This is a genomic window from Cellvibrio sp. QJXJ (assembly GCF_024452345.1).
GTDB lineage: Bacteria > Pseudomonadota > Gammaproteobacteria > Pseudomonadales > Cellvibrionaceae > Cellvibrio.
On the sequence record NZ_CP101662.1, the window covers coordinates 1,563,596 to 1,582,590 of the forward strand.

General features: G+C 50.5%; 18 protein-coding genes. 10 read left to right on the forward strand and 8 right to left on the reverse strand.

The features are described from left to right. Positions 1–11 precede the first annotated feature (11 nt). From mshL to NNX04_RS06670, 5 genes are read right to left on the reverse strand one after another with little or no spacing between them, the layout of a single operon-like run. Complete coding sequence (gene mshL / locus NNX04_RS06650) at positions 12–1,808, reverse strand: pilus (MSHA type) biogenesis protein MshL (protein WP_261947878.1); 1,797 nt, start codon at positions 1,806–1,808, stop codon at positions 12–14. 28 nt (positions 1,809–1,836) lie between these two features. Further along, on the reverse strand, positions 1,837–2,208 hold the full coding sequence (locus tag NNX04_RS06655; protein WP_261947879.1) for a general secretion pathway protein GspB: 372 nt from the start codon (positions 2,206–2,208) through the stop codon (positions 1,837–1,839). Beyond that, on the reverse strand, positions 2,201–2,896 hold the full coding sequence (locus NNX04_RS06660) for an MSHA biogenesis protein MshJ (protein ID WP_261947880.1): 696 nt from the start codon (positions 2,894–2,896) through the stop codon (positions 2,201–2,203). Before NNX04_RS06660 ends, NNX04_RS06655 begins: the two co-directional genes overlap by 8 nt. Then, a complete protein-coding gene (locus NNX04_RS06665) occupies positions 2,896–3,570 on the reverse strand; it encodes an MSHA biogenesis protein MshI (protein WP_261947881.1) in 675 nt (224 codons plus the stop codon). The genes NNX04_RS06660 and NNX04_RS06665 overlap by 1 nt, the downstream gene beginning before the upstream one ends. A gap of 1 nt (position 3,571) precedes the next feature. Further along, positions 3,572–4,525, reverse strand: a complete 954-nt coding sequence (locus NNX04_RS06670; RefSeq protein ID WP_261947882.1) for a pilus assembly protein PilM — start codon at positions 4,523–4,525, stop codon at positions 3,572–3,574. 237 nt (positions 4,526–4,762) lie between these two features. Here NNX04_RS06670 and trmL point away from each other — a divergent pair, with 237 nt between their 5' ends. The 5 genes from trmL (at position 4,763) to NNX04_RS06695 (ending at position 8,950) form a co-directional block, all read left to right on the forward strand. Further along, positions 4,763–5,227 carry a tRNA (uridine(34)/cytosine(34)/5-carboxymethylaminomethyluridine(34)-2'-O)-methyltransferase TrmL gene (trmL, locus tag NNX04_RS06675; protein ID WP_261947883.1) on the forward strand — a complete coding sequence of 155 codons (465 nt, stop codon included), beginning with the start codon at positions 4,763–4,765 and terminating at the stop codon, positions 5,225–5,227. Positions 5,228–5,318: 91 nt separating this feature from the next. After that, entirely contained in the window at positions 5,319–5,765 is a 447-nt protein-coding gene (locus NNX04_RS06680) for a flavodoxin domain-containing protein (RefSeq protein WP_261947884.1), read from the forward strand. Between the two features lie 46 nt (positions 5,766–5,811). Continuing rightward, positions 5,812–6,348, forward strand: a complete 537-nt coding sequence (gene fldB / locus NNX04_RS06685; RefSeq protein ID WP_040392199.1) for a flavodoxin FldB — start codon at positions 5,812–5,814, stop codon at positions 6,346–6,348. Beyond that, positions 6,345–8,420 (forward strand): bifunctional tRNA (5-methylaminomethyl-2-thiouridine)(34)-methyltransferase MnmD/FAD-dependent 5-carboxymethylaminomethyl-2-thiouridine(34) oxidoreductase MnmC, encoded by a 2,076-nt coding sequence (mnmC, locus tag NNX04_RS06690; protein ID WP_261947885.1) that lies wholly within the window; start codon positions 6,345–6,347, stop codon positions 8,418–8,420. Before fldB ends, mnmC begins: the two co-directional genes overlap by 4 nt. 89 nt (positions 8,421–8,509) lie before the next feature. Next, positions 8,510–8,950: a late competence development ComFB family protein gene (locus NNX04_RS06695; protein ID WP_261947886.1), complete on the forward strand. Its 441-nt coding sequence runs from the start codon at positions 8,510–8,512 to the stop codon at positions 8,948–8,950. A 135-nt stretch (positions 8,951–9,085) separates the two neighbouring features. On the opposite strand, the gene NNX04_RS06700 is transcribed toward NNX04_RS06695, so the two are convergent. Beyond that, positions 9,086–9,745 (reverse strand): DUF502 domain-containing protein, encoded by a 660-nt coding sequence (locus NNX04_RS06700; RefSeq protein ID WP_007642479.1) that lies wholly within the window; start codon positions 9,743–9,745, stop codon positions 9,086–9,088. 58 nt (positions 9,746–9,803) lie between these two features. On the opposite strand from NNX04_RS06700, the gene NNX04_RS06705 reads away from it, so the two are divergent. The 5 genes from NNX04_RS06705 to NNX04_RS06725 all read left to right on the forward strand — a co-directional run bounded on the left by NNX04_RS06705 (position 9,804) and on the right by NNX04_RS06725 (position 17,235). Further along, on the forward strand, positions 9,804–10,616 hold the full coding sequence (locus NNX04_RS06705; protein WP_007642480.1) for a glutaminyl-peptide cyclotransferase: 813 nt from the start codon (positions 9,804–9,806) through the stop codon (positions 10,614–10,616). A gap of 205 nt (positions 10,617–10,821) precedes the next feature. Next, positions 10,822–12,537: a DUF5666 domain-containing protein gene (locus NNX04_RS06710; protein ID WP_261947887.1), complete on the forward strand. Its 1,716-nt coding sequence runs from the start codon at positions 10,822–10,824 to the stop codon at positions 12,535–12,537. A gap of 125 nt (positions 12,538–12,662) precedes the next feature. After that, positions 12,663–13,568, forward strand: a complete 906-nt coding sequence (locus NNX04_RS06715) for a DUF6502 family protein (protein WP_151057039.1) — start codon at positions 12,663–12,665, stop codon at positions 13,566–13,568. Further along, positions 13,565–15,049, forward strand: coding sequence for a DUF5666 domain-containing protein (locus NNX04_RS06720; protein WP_261947888.1), 1,485 nt, complete (start codon positions 13,565–13,567; stop codon positions 15,047–15,049). The genes NNX04_RS06715 and NNX04_RS06720 overlap by 4 nt, the downstream gene beginning before the upstream one ends. Positions 15,050–15,234: 185 nt before the next feature. Further along, positions 15,235–17,235: a carboxypeptidase-like regulatory domain-containing protein gene (locus NNX04_RS06725; RefSeq protein WP_261947889.1), complete on the forward strand. Its 2,001-nt coding sequence runs from the start codon at positions 15,235–15,237 to the stop codon at positions 17,233–17,235. Between the two features lie 19 nt (positions 17,236–17,254). Here NNX04_RS06725 and NNX04_RS06730 read toward each other — a convergent pair whose 3' ends face one another. Both NNX04_RS06730 and NNX04_RS06735 read right to left on the reverse strand, forming a co-directional pair. Further along, positions 17,255–18,073 (reverse strand): SDR family oxidoreductase, encoded by an 819-nt coding sequence (locus NNX04_RS06730; RefSeq protein ID WP_261947890.1) that lies wholly within the window; start codon positions 18,071–18,073, stop codon positions 17,255–17,257. A 30-nt stretch (positions 18,074–18,103) separates the two neighbouring features. Further along, on the reverse strand, positions 18,104–18,898 hold the full coding sequence (locus NNX04_RS06735) for an enoyl-CoA hydratase (protein WP_261947891.1): 795 nt from the start codon (positions 18,896–18,898) through the stop codon (positions 18,104–18,106). Positions 18,899–18,995: the final 97 nt, after the last annotated feature.

The window sequence follows — 18,995 nt, forward strand, 5'->3', positions numbered from 1 at the left end:
TCTGTTAACTACTACTGGCCTCTGTAGGTATCGCCCATATCGCGCATGGAATTTTGCGCTTCAGTCAGCTGTTCATCCCAGGTTCTGTCATCCACTACAATCGGGCGCAACAGGATTACCAGCTCGGTTTTCGTTTTGGCTTTGTTTTTAGTTTTGAATAATGCATTGAGTACCGGAATATCTCCCAGTAGCGGGCGCTTACCATCCACATTATTAGTGGACTCAGTCATCAACCCCCCCAATACAATCACCTGTCCATTAGCAGCTTTCACGATACTGTCTGATTCACGTACACCACGCAGTGCCAGCGGTAATGAAAATTGCTCATTACCAACGGTAAAAACTTTTTGTTGATCAGTAACTTCGCTGACTACGGGATGTATATGCAAAATAACTTCACCGCGCTCAGAAATTTGTGGCGTTACATCCAAAGAAATACCACTAAAAAAAGAGGACAGCTCAATACTCGGGGTAGAGGTAGTAGTTGCTGCATTAGAAGTTTGGTTGTTAGAAATACCAGTTACAAAATATTCATCCGACCCAACGCGAATCATGGCTTTTTGGTTATTCACAGTCGATACACGCGGACTGGAAAGCACTTGGACTGTGCCTTGGGTTTCAAGTAATGAAAGTAATTTTGTGATATCCCCCACTTGAATAAGACCAGCAATAGTTCCCCCTACTCGCTCGCGTACTGGCACTTCAAGATTTTGTAGATTTCCGTCTGAGTCAGTATAAATATTGTTTCTGATTAACTCCCTAAATTCACCAACTTCTGTAGAGCCATCCGTATTTAAATCAAACCCATCCTGAAGGTTTTTTGCAGCAGTAATCTGCCCACTAATTGCCCCCCAGTTCACCCCTGCTTCAAAGCCTTCACTCAAACGCACCTCGATAATTTTTGCTTCCAAAATTACCTGGCGTTTAACACTGAGTTCCGAGCGCTCCAGAAAATCACGCACGGCGCTAAGCTCGTGCGGCATAGCGGTAACAACCACCATTCCCGCTTGCGGTGTAACCATAACTTGTCGGCTTTCAGTTTCACCACCAATAATAGAGGTCACCGTTTTTTCCAGCGATGCCCAAAAATCCGTGCGGTTCATCGTTTGCACACGGGAACCCGGTGTAAGGCCAGACGAGTTGCGATTACTGCGCTGCTGTTGCGCACTTTCAATCATGCCCAACAAGTTAGCGGTATCGTTTGAACCTCCAGAATTACCGCCAGAGTTATTGGAATTGTTGTTGCCGGAGGTTTGCGCGCGGCCAATCATCACACTGGTATCGGAAACCCCTACCCGCTGCACATCCAAATAGTTAATTTGAAATACTTCGGTGCGCAGTGCATTGGCATAAATAGTGTAAATGCCACGATCTTTGCGGTATTCGTAACCATAAATATCCCGAGTCACGCGCAGCACATCATCCACCGTGACATTTTTTAGATCCAGGGTTACGCTGCCAGTGACTTCGGGGTGCACCACCACATTCACCCCGGTGCCATTTACCAGCCCCAGGAAAAAATCCCGCGCCGCAACATTACTCACCGATACATCAAAACGGTCGTAGCTACCTTTTGCACTCGGCGCATTAAGCGACTGATTATCCAACAAAGCTTTGTTAACTTCGGCAGGTACATTATTGGGCTGATTAGTGCGCGCCGCTTGCTGAGAAACTGTTTGGTCGAGTACGTCCTCACCCAGCAGGCGTTTATCCGCATTTTTATTGGTACTACAAGCCGACAAGATTATCGCCAGGGATAAGAGCGAGCACTGGAATAAGCGCTTGGGCGTTTTAGGGTGGGTGAACATGTCACGGCCTCAAATATTTTTAAATCGATTAATGTCTTATCACAACACTGGGTGAGAGTCGTAATGCCCAGGTTTTTGTGTGCTGTTGCAACACCACGGTTTGCGGCGAAATACGTTTTACTATTACCCCATCTGAACCAGGAACAACTTGTCCTTCACGCAGGGTGGCGCCATTAATAACGGCATGTTTACGTTGGGCGCTGATCAACACCGAACTCAAGGTGTAGTTCGTAGTGGCGGCAATACCAGGCGCGACGGCATACCCCAAGGGTGTGGTTGGATCGCGAACCATGTCGCTGGCATTTGCTGCATCGACAACCGGTGTTTGCGCAAAAGATGCAGGCTCGAGAAAAAAAACAGCGTTGAAAATACTTAATAGTAAGAGAAAAGATTTATACACCGAACAAACCCTCCTCTGAACTCAGGGTAAATACCTGAATGTCAATTTCAGCATTAGGGTAGTTTTTTACGGTGTAGTCCAACGACTCCCAATAAAACTTCCATTGCAAGGCTTCAATATCGCGCAAGAGTTTTAGCAACTCTGCATAGCTGCCGGATACACGAATAAATACGCTGTGCTTATAAACACCCGTGCCACTTGGTGCTGGTGTCGCACCTGTAGCGGTAGTATTTGCGGGTGCAGTAACAATGGGGGTCGCCAATTGCAATTCACGCGCAGGTAAAGTGCGCACCGCAAGAAGTTGAATAGTTGCCGTACGCGCCAGTACGTCTTGCAACACTTTTGGTAGCAGTTCGGCGCCGATCAAACCTTGCGATAACCCCGAAAGCTGTGCTTCCACTTGCGCGATATTCGCCTGTAAATTTTCGATAGCTTTGCGTTTGGTAATGGCAGGATCAGTCGCCATGGCTAAGGTGAGAGTGGCAATTTTAGTTTCCAGCTCTTGTTGTTCTTTACTAATTTTTGCGTGCTCGGCATCCAACGCTTTGGTTGTTTTATCGATCTGCGATTGCAACAGTAATTGCCACAATAAAAAAACAACGGCAAGTAAGGTGAGAAAAATTAATACCCGCTCGCGAATCACACGGCCATCAATTTGTTCCATGATTTTTTGCAGTGCAGCTGGCATTAGTTTTGCCCTCTCGCAGCGGAAGCCGCTGCTTTTTCATTTACTTCCAGCAACATTTGTACGGCCGTTTTTTCCGCAACAGCGCTATTGCGCGGATCGTCTTTAGCCAGAGAGAAATCAAACACACCTCCCACGGCAGGTTTAATCTGCAATACACCAAAGGCAGATTCCGCAAAAACTGCCTGGGTACGCAAACGCTGAATATAGAGGGGAACCTGATCTGCCGCGCGCGTTTGGCCGGCAAATTCAACATAACTCCCGCCCTGCTGCAGTGAAAAAGCCTGCAAACTGATGGTGTCCAGTGATTGATTACCCAAAGCATATAAGTGGCCGGAGTAACCCGTGTTATTGCCCAATTTTTTATTAGCGATAATCACTAAAATTTGTTCGCGCCGCTGTAGTTCTTGTTGCAGCCGAAGAACCTCTGCATCCAACTGCGCCAGATTCTGCGACGGGCGTTGCTGCTCCAATTGCAGGAGCTGCTGCTTGCGCTGTTCAAGTTGTTGACGATTGTGCTCCAAAGCCTGCGAGCGTTCATTGTTTGCGTTAACCGAAAATAAACTGAACAGTACCAATAAAATTGCGAACACAATTAAACCCCACAGCATATGTATGCTGCGCATAGGTTCGCGATTAGGCTGAAACTCTGGAAGGTATAAATTGATTTGTTGCATATCAGCCCTGCCCTACTTGATCCTGGCGCAAGGCCGCGCCAATCGCCTGTAAACACAGTGCGAGATTGTGCTCGGCAATGGTAGCGGCGATTTGCAGCCCATCAGCCAAGTCCAACAAGTGAATTGAAACCGCCATGGCATTTTGAATCGCCGGGGTGAGTTTGTCGGCAGTGACATTTTCACCACAAAGATAAATATGGCTGGGCGGCACTTGGCGCATCTGCCGCTCAAAATAATCCAATGAGCGTTGCAACTCTAATACAAGAGCCTCTGCCGGTAAGTCATCTAACAAACCAGCGTTGTAGGAGAGTGAAAACTGGCGCGACAGATACAAATTACCATCGCGGAAAATATGCAAACTACCACCGCCCTGCTGCAGTTTTACCAAAGCAATACCGCGTTTGGTATCACAACAAGTTTCGGCAATATTGCGCAATACCAGCTCGGGGATATCTATATTTTTTAAACTCAAACCCGCCGCATTGGCGTTGGCCACTTGCTGTTCAATAACCTTACGTTGAGCCACTACGGCGTAGGCCATACGGCTGGTGCCACGAGCGCTATCCTCGGGCAGAAAAAAGCCATCCACTATCGCCTCGGCGATGGGAAACTGCACCAAATCTTTTACCCGCCAGCGCAGCGCCTCGGCCAATTCATCTGCCGGCACTTTGGGGGCTTCCCCCAAAATTAATTGATAACTGCCCGCACTCATCACCACATTGACCGGCACAGTTTGCACGCCGAGCTTCAACAACCGCGCACGCAGCAGCTCCGCCAATTCCAGACCGGGTTCGGCAGGGATAAATTCACAATTAATTAACAAGGGTTGCTGGGATGGATGACGTTGAATCTGTGCAAAAGCGACACCATCGGTGCAAAATTCAACACCAATCGTTTGGTTAACGCGGTTGGAGCCAGGCAACAGCCTGTTTATTTTTTCAACAATCGACTTCAAATCGGAGTTCTCGATGCCAGATTTTTATCACGCTAGCGGTGTTATACCGCCAGATAACTACTGCTAAAAAATCCTTTTGAAACCACACTGTTTAACGGGCTACGCAACACACTATTCAAGGACAAACAGATACAAAAACGAAAAAGGGGGATGGCAGCTAATAACTCTTGTTTATAATTAGCGCCAGAAACATAACGTTTAACAAAGAACATAGACTATAAAGGTAAAAAACGCCAAATGCTGCACATAGTTCTATTTGAGCCAGAGATACCCCCGAATACCGGCAACATCATTCGTTTGGCAGCCAATACGGGTTGCAAGCTGCACCTGATTGAACCACTTGGGTTCAAGCTGGACGAAAAAAGTGTCGCACGCGCCGGAATGGATTACGCAGAAACCCAGGATGTGCAGCTCCATAAAAGCTGGGAGGATTTTCTCGCAACTGAAAACCCTGCACGGATTTTTGCCCTAAGCACCAAAGGCACGCGCTGCCATAGCGACGCGCAATTTCAATCGGGCGATTATTTATTGTTCGGCCCAGAAACCCGTGGCTTACCCGCCGCTATTCGCGAATCACTGCCGGCTGATCAGGTCCTGCGCATCCCCATGGCAGCTAATAGTAGAAGCATGAACTTATCCAACGCAGTGGCCGTAATGGTTTATGAAGCCTGGCGCCAGTTGGGGTATGCTGGCGCGCTGTAAAATTCGTTGTTTTTCTGAAGCATAAAGAGCCAAACAAAGAGAGCGAAATAAAAAAAGCGAGCCAGAAAAGGCAAGCCATAGTGAGGAATGAATGAGCAAGATCCAGATTTTTATTGGCAGTGTGTATGGCGGCGCCGAAGAAGTGGCTGAACTGGTGGCCGAGGAACTGCGTTCACTCGGCCACGAGGTCACACTCAATACCTATGCGCGCGCCGAGGATTTAGCGCGCGACGCAAACGAAATTATCCTGCTGTGCCACTCCAATACCGGCTCCGGGGAACTGCCCGACAATATCCAACCACTGTATTTGCATCTGACCCGCGATTACCCGCGTATTAGCGGTCGCCGTTTTGGTGTTATCAACCTGGGGGATAGCAGTTACACCACCTTTAATGAAGCCGGTGTAATGCTCGCGGCCGCGTTTGAAGATTTAGGCGCGCAGCCTATTGGTGAACCGCTGGTACTGGATGCCAGCAGTGGCGATGACGCAGCGACCGAAGCCCGCACCTGGGTAAAACACTGGGCGACCCTGATTTAACAACTTTCAGTTTTTGATTAAAACCCTCTTTATTAAAGAACGTGTTATGAGCGATACCAACACTATCGGCCTGTTTTATGGCAGCTCCACCTGCTACACCGAAATGGCGGGCGAAAAAATCCGCAAAGCGCTTCACCAGATGCAGGGCGAAGAATGCGTGGATTTTTTTAATATCGCCGACACCCCCATTGTTCAAACCCAGTTTTACGATTACCTGATTTTTGGTATTCCCACCTGGGACTACGGCGAACTACAGGAGCACTGGGAAGAAATTTGGGACGAGTTGGACGAGCTGGATTTCAGCGGTAAAAAAATCGCCATTTATGGCTTGGGCGATCAAGTCGGCTACCCCGAATGGTTTTTGGACGCCATGGGTTATTTGCATAGCAAGCTGGTACATCGCGGTGCAACGCCCTGCGGCTATTGGCCGCGCGCTGGTTATGAATTTGAAGGTTCCAAAGCGCTTACACCCGACGGCGACTATTTTGTCGGTTTAGCATTGGATGAAGAAAACGAATTTAACTTGAGCGAACAGCGCATCCAACAGTGGTGTGAACAAGTGTTGCGCGAGTTCGGCCTGTGACCGACACCATTCATCACGCCCAACTGGAATGGGATGAAGAAGGCCAACCGCTGTCGAGCACGTTTGGCGATGTGTATTTCTCCCGCGCTAATGGCCTGGAAGAAACCCGCCATGTTTTTCTGCACCACAACCAACTGACTGAGCGTTGGCAACAATTAACAGCAGGCGATCATTTCACCATCGCTGAAACCGGTTTTGGTTCCGGATTAAATTTTTTAGCCGCTTGGGAGTTGTGGTTGCAAACTGCGCCCACCACGGCGCAATTGCATTTTGTGACGGTGGAAAAGTTCCCCCTCGCCAAACCCGATTTGCAGCGCGCGCTAAGTTTGTGGCCAGAACTGACGGAATTATCCACGCAACTACTCGCGGCCTATCCGGTATTTGTTGGCACAGGTATACATCGCCTGCGTTTTATGGACGGTCGTATCACCCTCTCACTGATCATTAACGATGCCGCCGTGGGTTTTCAGCAGTTACTCGCCACCAGCCACCCATTGTTTGCCAATCGCTGCGCAAAAATAGATGCCTGGTTTCTGGATGGTTTTGCGCCCTCCAAAAATCCGCAAATGTGGAGCGATGAATTATTTACCGCCATAGGGCAATTGAGTAAACCCGGCACTACCGCCGCCACGTTTAGTGCGGCAGGCATTGTGAAACAAGGGCTAAAACTCGCCGGATTTTCCATTCAAAAAGTGCCCGGTTTTGGGCGCAAACGCGAAATGGTTAAGGCGATACAACACGAGCCGTTTGTACTGCCGGTATCTGACTTGGCCTTGGCACGTAGTTATTCGCCATTCCCTGTGCCCTGGACTATCGTCGAAACTCTCACCGAAACTATCCCCGAGGCTATCACCGAAGAACAAACACCTTTGCCAAAAACCGCGCTGATTATTGGCGGCGGTTTGGCAGGTTGCACCAGCGCGCGCGCCTTGGCAGAGCGCGGCTGGCAGGTGACGCTTATCGAACGCCACGCACAACTCGCACAGGAGGCGTCGGGCAATCCGCAAGGTGTGCTGTACGCCAAGCTTTCGCACAAGCAAGAAACGCAGGCAGAATTTAACTTGAGTGCGCTGCAATTTGCGCTGGGGTTTTATCAACCGCGCTGGACACAAATCGGCGCGCAGTGTGGAGTCTTGCAATTAGCGCACAGTGAAGCTGAGCAACAATTGCAGCAGCAACTGCGCGAGCGATTTGCGCAAGCAAGTCCATTGGCTGAGTTTGTTGGCGCCGAACAAGCCAGTGTGATTGCGGGTGTGCCACTGCAACATGCAGGCTTATATTTTCCGCAGGCTGGTTGGATTAACCCACGCCGCTTGTGTGAGAGTTTGGTGGATCACATCGCGATTCGCATACTTAATCAGTCTGAGGCGATGGATCTCACGCGCGGTGAGAACTTGTGGCAGGCACGCGATGCACAGGGTGAACTTATCGCTCAGGCGCCAGTTGCCGTTATCGCCAACGCGCGCGATGCAAAACAATTTTCCTACACCAGCGCCCTGCCGCTAAAAGCCATTCGCGGGCAAGTGACTTATTTGCCACAGGGCAAAAAAAGCCAAGCGTTAAAAACCGTGATTTGTAGCGAGGGTTATATCGCCCCGGCAGAACAGGGCATGCACTGCACTGGCGCGACGTTTAATTTGAATGATGATGAACGCGTGCCGCGTGCGGTGGATCATCAAACCAATCTGGATAATTTGCGTGTGCCTTTGGCAGATGTGTGTGATGACTGGCAGGACCTGACGCTGAACGAATTGCAAGGCCGCGTCGCCTTTCGCTGTACAGTGCCGGACTATTTACCGCTAGTCGGCCCGGTTGCCGACGACCAAGCAATGAGAGAGCGGTTTGCACCGCTACGCAAAAATGCCCGCGCACCGGTGCATTTGCCGGGTTGTTATCACCAAAGTTTATTTATCAATATCGGCCACGGCTCACGCGGTTTGGCTTACACACCACTGTGCGCCGAATTACTTGCCGCACAGATCAATAATGAAGTGCTGCCCCTGCCACGGGAGTTAGCTAACGCGCTCAACCCCGCGCGGTTTTTGATTCGTGACTTGATTAAAAATCGCTGAAGAACTGCCAAAGAAAGAACTGAGGGGGAACGAGCGCCAACCGAATCCCTGTCTATACTCTCTAACATTACATTCAGAGAGGTAAAACCATGCTGACCAACCGCCCCTATATTTTGGCTGATGAAGTGGATTTTCTGCATAACTACTATGAGCGTTTGGTGGTGCAGGAAGTGCACGACCAGAGCGAGCGGGTGCAACAGGGTGACCGGGATTTTCTGGCCGATGTCGCCTGTGTAGCGCTCAACCGTTTGCCGCCGCGCTACATTCGTCACGATGTGGACATGACCTTTTTTATGTCGCCGCAGGACATGGTGGAAATTGCCAATAAAGTATCGCAGGCCGTGACCGACGCTTTGCATTATGTGGAAAGCCGCGAGCGCGGCGAAGAGATTAAACTGCCTTCGGTAGAGGTTTCGTTGATATCTACCCGTGGTGATAAACCCCAAAAAGCTGCTGCCACTAAAACCGATAAACCGACTAAACCCGCTAAAGTACCAACCAAACCTAAAACACCAAAGAAAAAGACCTGATCGCAATCGCCAATATGATTGGTAGGTTGGAAAAACGCAGCGCCTTCCGACACACACAAAAAAACCTACTTTCATATTTATGTCGGAAGGCGCTGCGCTTTTCCAACCTACAGGCGGCCTCGCCAGTATTAGGTCTTATTTTTGACCTTTATCATTTTTTGAGTATTCCAGTTTTGCGGTGCCTTCCGGTATTTCTGAAATAACCTGCGAGCCGCTACCGCAGGCAATGACTGTGCGCATCGCCTCTTCCACACTCACGTGAGGCAAGAAATCTACACATTCAGCAGAGAGGTGATACACAAACCCCGATGTGGGGATAGGCGCGGTAGGTGCGTAAACCGTGAGGTCGCCATTGGCATGTTTGGCAGTCACAATCGCAGTAACCGACACCCCCGCCGCACGCCCCATAATGTAGGCGCGGCATACCTCACCTTTGAGCAGCGAGGTATTTCCCTCCCCACCCAGCAACTGAGACACCACTTCACGAATGGTTTTGTAACCCGGCGCCAGACGTGTCAACCACTCATCAATCAAGTCATGCACCCAACCACCCACGTTGGTTTTGATAAACAACCCAATCAAAAAACAACCGCTCAATAGCAATAAAACGCCCAAACCATCGGCCACATAATTGGTAAAAGCCGTCTGTTCTACAAGCCAATGACTCAAGGGTTTGATGATCTCGCGCACAATTCCCAGCAGCCACTCCACCAGCCAAATAAAAATGGCGATAGGCAGAATGACCATAAAACCGCCAATAAGGGTGATGCTGACAAACGAACGCAAACGCTTCATGATTGAAACCTTTTTAAACAAACTTTTGACTAACTAATAAACCGAGCGGGACACCCGAGTGAAATCATTTTTCTGCGCGCTATTGTGCACCAGCCTGCTGACCATAGCGACTACCCTTCTTGCCACAAGTGCCCCGCTGGCCCACGCAGCACCTGCCCTTGAATTTGAATTGATTGGGGAGCGCAGCCACAAGCCCAGCTTATTTACCCAAGGCTTGTTGGTGGATGGTGATCACTTTTATGAAAGCAGTGGCCTCTATGGCAAATCCCTGTTGGTCACCTACCCCATTGCAGAACCGGCAACCACTTGGGCAAAAATTTCAGCGCCTTTCACCCGTAAACTCGCACTGCCACCACACTATTTTGCCGAGGGTTTAACCCTGCTCGACAACAAACTTTATCTGCTCACCTGGCAGGAACAAACACTGCTGGTATACAACAAAACCAGTTTTGCACTGGAACAGCAACTGGGCTATGACGGAGAAGGCTGGGGCTTGGCGAGCGATGGAAAACAACTGATTCGCAGCGATGGCAGCGATCGGCTTTTTTTTCACAACCCCGGCGACTTTGCGGTAACACGGGAACTGCAGGTGACTGATAACGGCAAACCGGTGAACCAGCTTAATGAACTGGAATATGCCCAAGGCTTTATCTGGGCCAACATCTGGTATCAGGATCGTATCCTGAAAATTGCCCCTGACAGCGGCAAGGTGGTGGGCGAAATTAACCTGCAATCCCTCAAACAATCACTCAAGCTAACTAATGGCGAACAAGTGCTTAACGGTATCGCCTGGGACGACAAACAGCAGGCGTTTTGGATTACCGGCAAACTCTGGCCCAAAATGTTCTTAGTGCGCATCAGCACTGATTAGGCACCACCAGTTCGCAACCCTCCAGACTGAAAACTCACAACACCCGCCGCTAACCCGGTGGGTGTTGTCATTTTGGGCCTTGGATAAATTCTGCTGTATTTATAAAAGTTTGACTTACCTCACATCAAAAACCATAATTGGTAAATAACATACCAAATATGGAATTTAACTGAGCCAACGGGCATCTATAAACGAGGTAACGACCATGAAATACACCAAACTCTCCCCCCTGATGATCAGCTTATTGCTTGCTGCCTGCGGTGGCGGCAGCGGTGGTAGCAACACACCCGCCGCCAATAACGGCAGTAGTAGCGCTCCTGCAGCGGCTAAAACTGAAGTTACCCAAGGCATGGTGACCGGGTTTGGCAGCGTGATTGTTAACGGCGTGCACTACGATGTGGGTAGCGCCAATATCGATGTGGATGGCAAAACACTGGTTGAGTCCGACTTGAAAGTAGGCCAAATAGTGCGCATCACCGGCACAGTTAACGCCGATGGCAAAAGCGGTACAGCGAGCAAACTTGAAGGCGAGACCCAACTGGTTGGCCCAATTTCCAGCATCGACCTGGAAGCCGGCGTCTTGGTAGCACTTGGCCAAACCATCCTGCTCACCGCCGACACTTTTTATGACGACGACATGACTGCCAACCAATTGAAAGTGGGCGACATTATCGAAGTCAGCAGCTACTTGAATAGCGAGGGAGTGATGGTGGCAACGCGTATTGATTGGGAAGATGACGACGACGCATTCCAACTGTCCGGTGTAATCAGCGCATTGGATACAGTGAACAAAACCTTTTTGATCAACGGCACCCTGGTGGACTACAGCAATGCAACCCTCGCTGCACTGCGCGGTGCGGTCTTGGAAGATGGTTTGAAACTGCGGGTAGTAGGCGACTTTGACGGCACCCTATTTATCGCCCGCGGCAATTTGCATCCTAGCCACCTAGGCTTTAAACGCAGCGATGATTTTGATGATGACGACAATATTGAAATCACCCTGAGTGGGCCAGTTGCCGATTTAATTCCCGGTGTCAGTTTCACTATTAACGGCATTCTGGTGCTCATCAATACTAATACCGAATTCGACGATGGTGTTCCTGCGGATTTGGTTGACGGTGTAATGGTAGAAGTAGAAGGCCAACTGGATGCAAACCAAAATCTGGTCGCAGAAGAAATTGAACTGAATTACCGCGCCAAAATCAGCAACAAGGGTTTGCTGGAATCTGTTGACCTGATCGCCAACAGCATTGTGGTGAACGGCATTACCTTTGAGATCAATGAGGACACCAGCTTTAATGATCGCAGCCGTTCAAAAGTGCGCTTCTTTGACCTTGAAGACTTAATGACTGGCGACACGTTGCACGTGCGTGGTTACACCATTGCCGCTACCGCGACTACAGCGGAACGTAATATCGCCAGCCGTATTGAGCGCCACAATCCGCACGCTTTTGGCAACGACGATTGGAAGCTGGAAATTGAAGGCGTAGTTGAAGCCGTAGGTATCAATTCCATCACTGTAGAAGGCCAGGAGATTCAAGTCTCACCGCTCACCCGTATTGAAGGCTTTGCCAACCTTGACCTGTTCCTTGCCGCAGCACTGGGCCTGGAAGTAGAAGTAAGAGCCTTAACACAAAACGGTGTGGCTACCGCCATCAAAATCGAAGTGGAAGACGATGACATCAACGACGATGATGATGACAGTAGTTCCAGCAGCAGTAGTGAGAGCAGTGAGAGCAGTGAGAGCAGTGAGAGTAGCAGCGCAGAAACTAGCAGCGAGAGCAGTAGCTCTGCCAGCAGCGAAGAAGCTAGCAGCGAGAGCAGTAGCTCTGCCAGCAGCGAAGAAGCTAGCAGTGAAAGCAACAGTTCCAGTGATGATGACGATTCAACCAGTAGCGCAAGCAGTAGTAGCGCAGCGTAATTAACCTGGAGTTGTAACGACTACACCTTTCCCTCTGCGTTTGCACCTGCGGCGCAGGGGGTTTTTTCCGTTTAATTCTGGTAGATTTCGCAGCCCTATTCCCAACGATTACCAGCGAAAACTTTATGACCACACCCAAAGACACAGCACTATCCGCTTGTCGGCAACTCATGGAGCCGATTATTGGAATATTGCTGCGCAACGGTGTGACCCACAAAGACCTGGCGTTAATCTGCAAACAACTTTATGTGCAAGTCGCCACCGACGAATTTGGTATTCGCGGGCGCGATACTAACCTCTCCCGTGTCGCTATGCTCACCGGCATAGATCGCAAAGAAGTTGCACGCATTAAAGAAGCCATGCAATCCAACACGCAAAGTGAGCAGAGCCAACAGCACCAAGACCGACTCACCCGCCTGTTATCCGCCTGGCACCAAGACCCGGATTTTTGTACTTCACAGAACCAACCGCAAGCGCTTCAGGTAGAAGGAGAAGAGCAGAGTTTTGCGCTGTTGGTGCGGCGCTATGGTGGCGACTTTCCCGCCAGTGCACTGCTAAAAGAATTAAAACGCGTGGGCGTGGTCGAAACCCTCGCCGATGACAAGGTGATTGCGACCAAGCGCTATTTTGTGCCTGCACAATCTGACCCGGGTGCGCTGCTGCGTGCGGGTAGCGTATTGCAAGATATTGGCAGCACCCTGCATCACAATATTTACAAAGCCAATACTGAAAAATTGTCGGCGCGCGCGCCAGCCCCACTGCGCGCGCAACAGGCGCTGCGCTTTGAACGGCGCGCCAGTAACACCCGTATGCCACTGGATACCGCCGTCGATTTCCAGCAATTCGTAGAACAGGAAGGCCAGGCCTTTTTGGAGCGAATCGACGCCTGGCTCAGCCAGCATGAACAAACTGACCTACCCAGCGACGCGCCCCACTGGCGCCTGGGTGTAGGTGCTTATTTATTTAGCAATCTCATCGAACCCGAAACGCCAGCAGAAGGCGATGCAAACGATGATGGAGAGCAGCAATGATTTTTGTATCCCGTCAACTTATACCCCGACACTTTTTTGCCCTGCTCACTGCCGCACTCTTGGCGAGTTGCGGTGGTTCAGGCGGCTCACAAACCGCCGGTATCGACGGTAGCGGCGCCCCGGTTGCCAGTAGCAATACCAATGGCACCATCGACGGTTTTGGTAGCGTGATTGTCAACGGCGTTAAATATGAATCAGACAATGCCGAGGTGCTGATTAATGGCCAGCGCGCAACGGAAAGTGAACTGCGAGTGGGCTATCGCGTGAGCGTGACTGGCACCACCCGTAACGGCAAAACCAACGCTGACAAAATTGAATTTATCCCCAGCATTGTGGGTGAAATTACCGCGCTCAACCCGGCAGCTAAAACCCTGGTAGTGTTAGGTAAAACCATTCAGGTCACCAATAACACCCTGTTTGATGCCGCCATTAAACCCGCATCACTCGCTGGCCTCACCTTGGGGCAACGCATTCTGGTGAGCGGCGCCGTGGCTGCCGATGGCAGCATCAGCGCTAGCCGCATTGAGTTATCCAGCAGCGAATCACTGCAGCTCACTGGGCAAATTGCCAACTTGACCGGTACTAGTTTTAACCTGAACGGCACCAGTGTGGTTTACAGCGGTGCGCAACTCATCAATTTGGAAGGCAACCGTTTTATCAATGGCGCACGGGTCACTGTTATTGGTGTAATGAACAACAACCAATTACAGGCAAGCCTGGTGATCGGCCTGAACAAAACCCTGTCACGGGATTTGGATAGTGCCGATATAGAAGGTTTTATTACCCGTTTTGCATCCGCCACCGATTTTGATGTGGACGGCATAAGCGCCACCACCACCAATCAAACCCGCTTTGAAAACGGCACCCGCAGTGACCTGCGTTTAGGCGCCAAGGTAGAAGTTGAAGGCACGGTAAATAGCAACGGTGCGCTGGTGGCAAGTGACGTGGAGTTTGAGCAGGACAGCAACAACAAAATTAACGGTACCGTCACTGCTATCAACCTGAGCAGCAGCATAGGCAACAACAACGGTATTATCAGCGGGTTACTCGAGGTGGACGGCATCGCCATCAGCACCAACAAACAAACCCGCTATGAGGATAAACAATTGGACGTGCGTCGTTTTAATCTGGCCAGCCTAAACCTTGGTGACCTAGTGGAGGTTACAGGTTATTCCACTGCCGATGGGTTCATCGCTACCAAAATTGAACGTCGTGACGTGGATGATGATGGCGATGAGGGGCGCGAATTTGAAGGTGTTATCAGCGGCATAGGGGCGGATTATTTCATTCTCTTTGGCCGCAAAATTTACACCACCGCAGACACACAAATTACCGGCGGTGACGGCGAGCCGCTCACGCCAACCGCTTTCTACCTGATCGCCCTCAACCAGCAAATTGAAGTCCGCGGCAATACAATCAGCGGCGAGTTTTACGCCAGTCAAATCGAGTTGGAAGATGAGGATTTAGGGGATGATGATTAGCAGGTAACAGAGCTTTGCTTCCTCACCCAATTATGCCCGCCACTGTGCGGGCTTTTTGTTTTCATCGCCAAGCCCTAGCCCTTGCGACAAAAACCAATCTGCTCGACAATCGCGCCCGTCTTCAGTACCCGATTTGGTATTGAAGAGCGCCCCCATTGGAACTGTGTTTAAAAAGGAATCCTCTAATGAAAGCAACAACCCTGAGCCTCGCAATTTTCACCGGTCTGTTTTTAACAGCCTGTGGTGGTAGCAGCGGCGGAAGCAAAACCCCCGAGCCAAGTTCTAGCAGCCTGAGCAGCTCGGTTAATTCCAGCAGCTTGAGCAGTTCAAGCAGTTTAATCAGCTCCTCCAGCTCACAATCATCAACAACCGTCAGTTACTCGCTAGGCGGGAATGTAACTGGTCTGGATGGAAACCTGACGTTGCAAGCTGGCGGTCAAACGCTTGAAATCGACGAAAATGGTACGTTTAGATTTCCCAATCAACTGCAAGAAGGCACCCAGGTAACGCTCAATTTGAGTGAAACGCCTTTTCGCCAACGCTGCAGTATTGAAAGCGCTAGCCAATTCACACTGGAAAGCGATATCAGCAACATTAGTATTAGCTGCACTCCACTGGGCGTACTGACCGGTAATGTCAGCAGCTATCATACTGGCACCCCCATCAATCAAGCCCAAATTACCGTGACCGCCCTCACTGCTGAAGGCGAGAGTTTGATGACTGCCAGCGCGCAAACCGACGAAACCGGCACCTTTCGTATCGAAGGTTTGGGTATTGCGGAGCGTTTTGTATTGAATGCCTGGGGTGAGGGTTTTGCTACCCGCAGCGAAGTATTCTCCAATTCGGCAGAGCAACCCAACGTAGATCGCTCGGCCTTGGTGCTTGAAGCAAATTACAGCACTGCCTTTTCTGCCAGCTCCGCCGCAAGCCTTGTGGTAGATGGACAAACATTGGTGGAATTGCCTGCAAATGCATTTGTAACGGCCAGTGGCAGCCCAGCCAGTGGCACAATTACCCCCTCGTTAACCATTATCGATCCTTCGGGTGACGCCGGGGTTATGCCCGGTAACTATGAAGTGCGTGATCCCGAAACCGGTGCGATCAACCTCATGGAATCCTTCGGTGCTCTTGATGCCAGTTTTCGCGATGCCGCGGGCAACCTGTTACAACTAGCACCGGGCACCAGCGCCACTATTTCTATTCCCATGGCCAGCCGCATAAATGAAGGGACTGCGCCCGAAACAGTTCCGCTGTTTTATTTTGATGAAGCCAGTGGTTATTGGGTAGAAGAAGGTGAAGCAACACTTGTGGAAGTCGATGGGCAGTACTTCTATCGCGGTACCGTCACTCACTTCACCACCTGGAATGCAGACCGTATTTACGAAACCGTTAATTTGCGTGGCTGCGTGCGCGATACCGATAACAATCCGTTAGCTAACGTGCGCATTGTCGCCAGTGGCCGCGACTACATCGGCCAAAGCACTGGTTATAGCGATGACACAGGGGCATTTGTATTGCCAGTACGGATGAACTCATCGATTCTGCTGACCTCTATCTCCGGCTCGCAAAGCGATACGGTAAATATCTTCTCAACCGGCACAGACACCGTCATCGAAGCCTGTTTGCAATTAGCCGAAAGCTCGGCCACCATTACCCTTACATGGGGTGAAAATCCGTATGATTTGGACTCTCACTGGTTTATCCCCAACATTGAAGGTGACTTGGAGTATCAGGTTTACTTCGGGAATAAAACTGAGGAGGTCAATGGCGTAGTCTTTGATTTGGATGTAGATGACGTAACCAGCTTCGGTCCGGAAGTAGTTACCGTACCCGACTTTCCCCATGCGGGAACCTATCGCTACGTGGTGAGATTGTATGGCGGTACAGGCACCATCGCCGACTCACCAGCTCGGGTAGAGCTAAACCTGCGCGGAAATATTTCTGTGTTCTCGCCCAGCGAAGCCAGCGGTGATCACAGCAAAGAATTCTGGCATGTATTTAATATTAAAGTGGATGCTGAGGGCAATACCAGTGTAGTGGCCGTGCAGGAATTTACTGACAGCCGCTACCCAGAAGAAGCAGTGCTCACAGCATCAACCAGGCGCAGTCTCAAAAGTGGAAGCACGCAAGCTACACCAACGAAACAAGAACCCGCGCTAAAAGAAATGAAACATTACATCAAGTAAAACACGCAAAATCCCCGGTTCACGCCGGGGATTTTTTTAGCATCTCCGCTAAGCCTGCCCCTACCATCGCCGCCCCACCCTGTGCCCAACCGCCATCCACCGGAATGACAGCGCCGCTGATATAGCTGGCAAAATCCGACGCGAGAAATAAACAGGCGTTGGCGATATCATCCGTGCTGCCCATACGCTGTAAAGGCACAGATTTAACCACCGCCGCGCGAATTTTTTCGTTCGGCGCCAAACGGTTCATGCCCTCGGTATTATCGATCGGGCCGGGAATGACCGAGTTAATACGAATGCCCTCTGCGCCCCACTCCAGACACAAAGTGCGGGTAATCATGTCCACGCCCGCTTTGGCGGCGCATACATGGCTCTGCCCTGCCATGGGAATCTCCGCTTGCGGTGCGGAGATATTAATAATGGAAGCCCCCGGTTTTTGCAGGTGCGGATAAACAGCCTGCATCACATGGAAAGTGCCGAGCAGGTCGATTTCAATTACCGAGCGAAAACCATTGGGCGACATCCCCATCGCCAAGGCTGGGAAATTTCCGGCCGCGCCTGAAACCACTACATCCAACTTGCCCCAGTCGGCGGCGATAGCATCGATACCGGATTTAATAGCCTCAACTTCGCGCACGTCAGCGGCAAAACCGCGTGCATCAGCTGCGCCGCAGGCTTTTAGCGATTGAATGGTCGCATCCACTTTTTCTTGTGAGCGGCTCACTACGGCAACGCGTGCGCCCGCTTTGGCAAAGGTTTCAGCAACACCGCGATTAATGCCGCTGGTGCCACCGACTACCAGTACATTTTTATGTTTGAAATCGAATGAAATAGCCATAATTATTTCCAGTGATAAATACCAATTGCATTAAAAACGCGAGAAATCCGGCGCACGCTTTTCAAAAAACGCGGTGACCGATTCTTTACATTCTTCAGAAGCCAAGCCCTCCGCAAAACCGGCATATTCCGCACTAAGCGATGCCTCTACCGCGGCGAGCGTACCGGCACGTAACAAAGCTTTACTGCGCTGCACAGCACTGGGTGGCTGTTGCGCGAGGCGCGCGATTTTCTCGCGGGCGTATTCGGTGAGTTCGTCCCAAGGTACCGCTTTAGTCACTATGCCCATCGCTTCCGCTTCTGCGCCGCTAAAGGCTTCGCCCAGTAAAAAAATCTCCGCCGCTTTTTGCTGGCCGACCAAACGCGGTACCAAATAGCTGCTGGCGTATTCAGGGCACAAGCCCAAATTCACAAATGGCATTTGCAGGCGCGCATCGTCAGCGGCATAAACCAAATCACAGTGCAGCAACATGGTTGTGCCAATACCCACCGCATGGCCGCGCACTACCGCGACTACGGGCTTTTTACACAAGCGCAACGCATCGATAAAACGCACTACCGGGTGATTGGGGTGAATATCCGGCTCATTCATAAAATCCATCAAATCATTACCGGCGGTAAAAAACTCATCGCTGCCCGTAAGCACAATGACGCGCACCTGCGCATTGCTTTGTGCATGAGTGATTAACTCCGCCAGCGCGGAATACATCGCCAGGGTCAGTGCATTTTTTCGTTCAGGGCGATTGAAACTCAGGGTAAGCACCCGCTGGTCAAGCTGGGCCGCAATTTGTGAACAAGAGCTTAGGGGGTCGTTATTGGCTGTCATTATCAGATCCTGTGAAAAACATGTTCGGCAATAGTAATAGGTTCATTACTGGCAATAAGTTCAGGGATGAGTATAGCCAAGGGGGCCGCTCATGCCT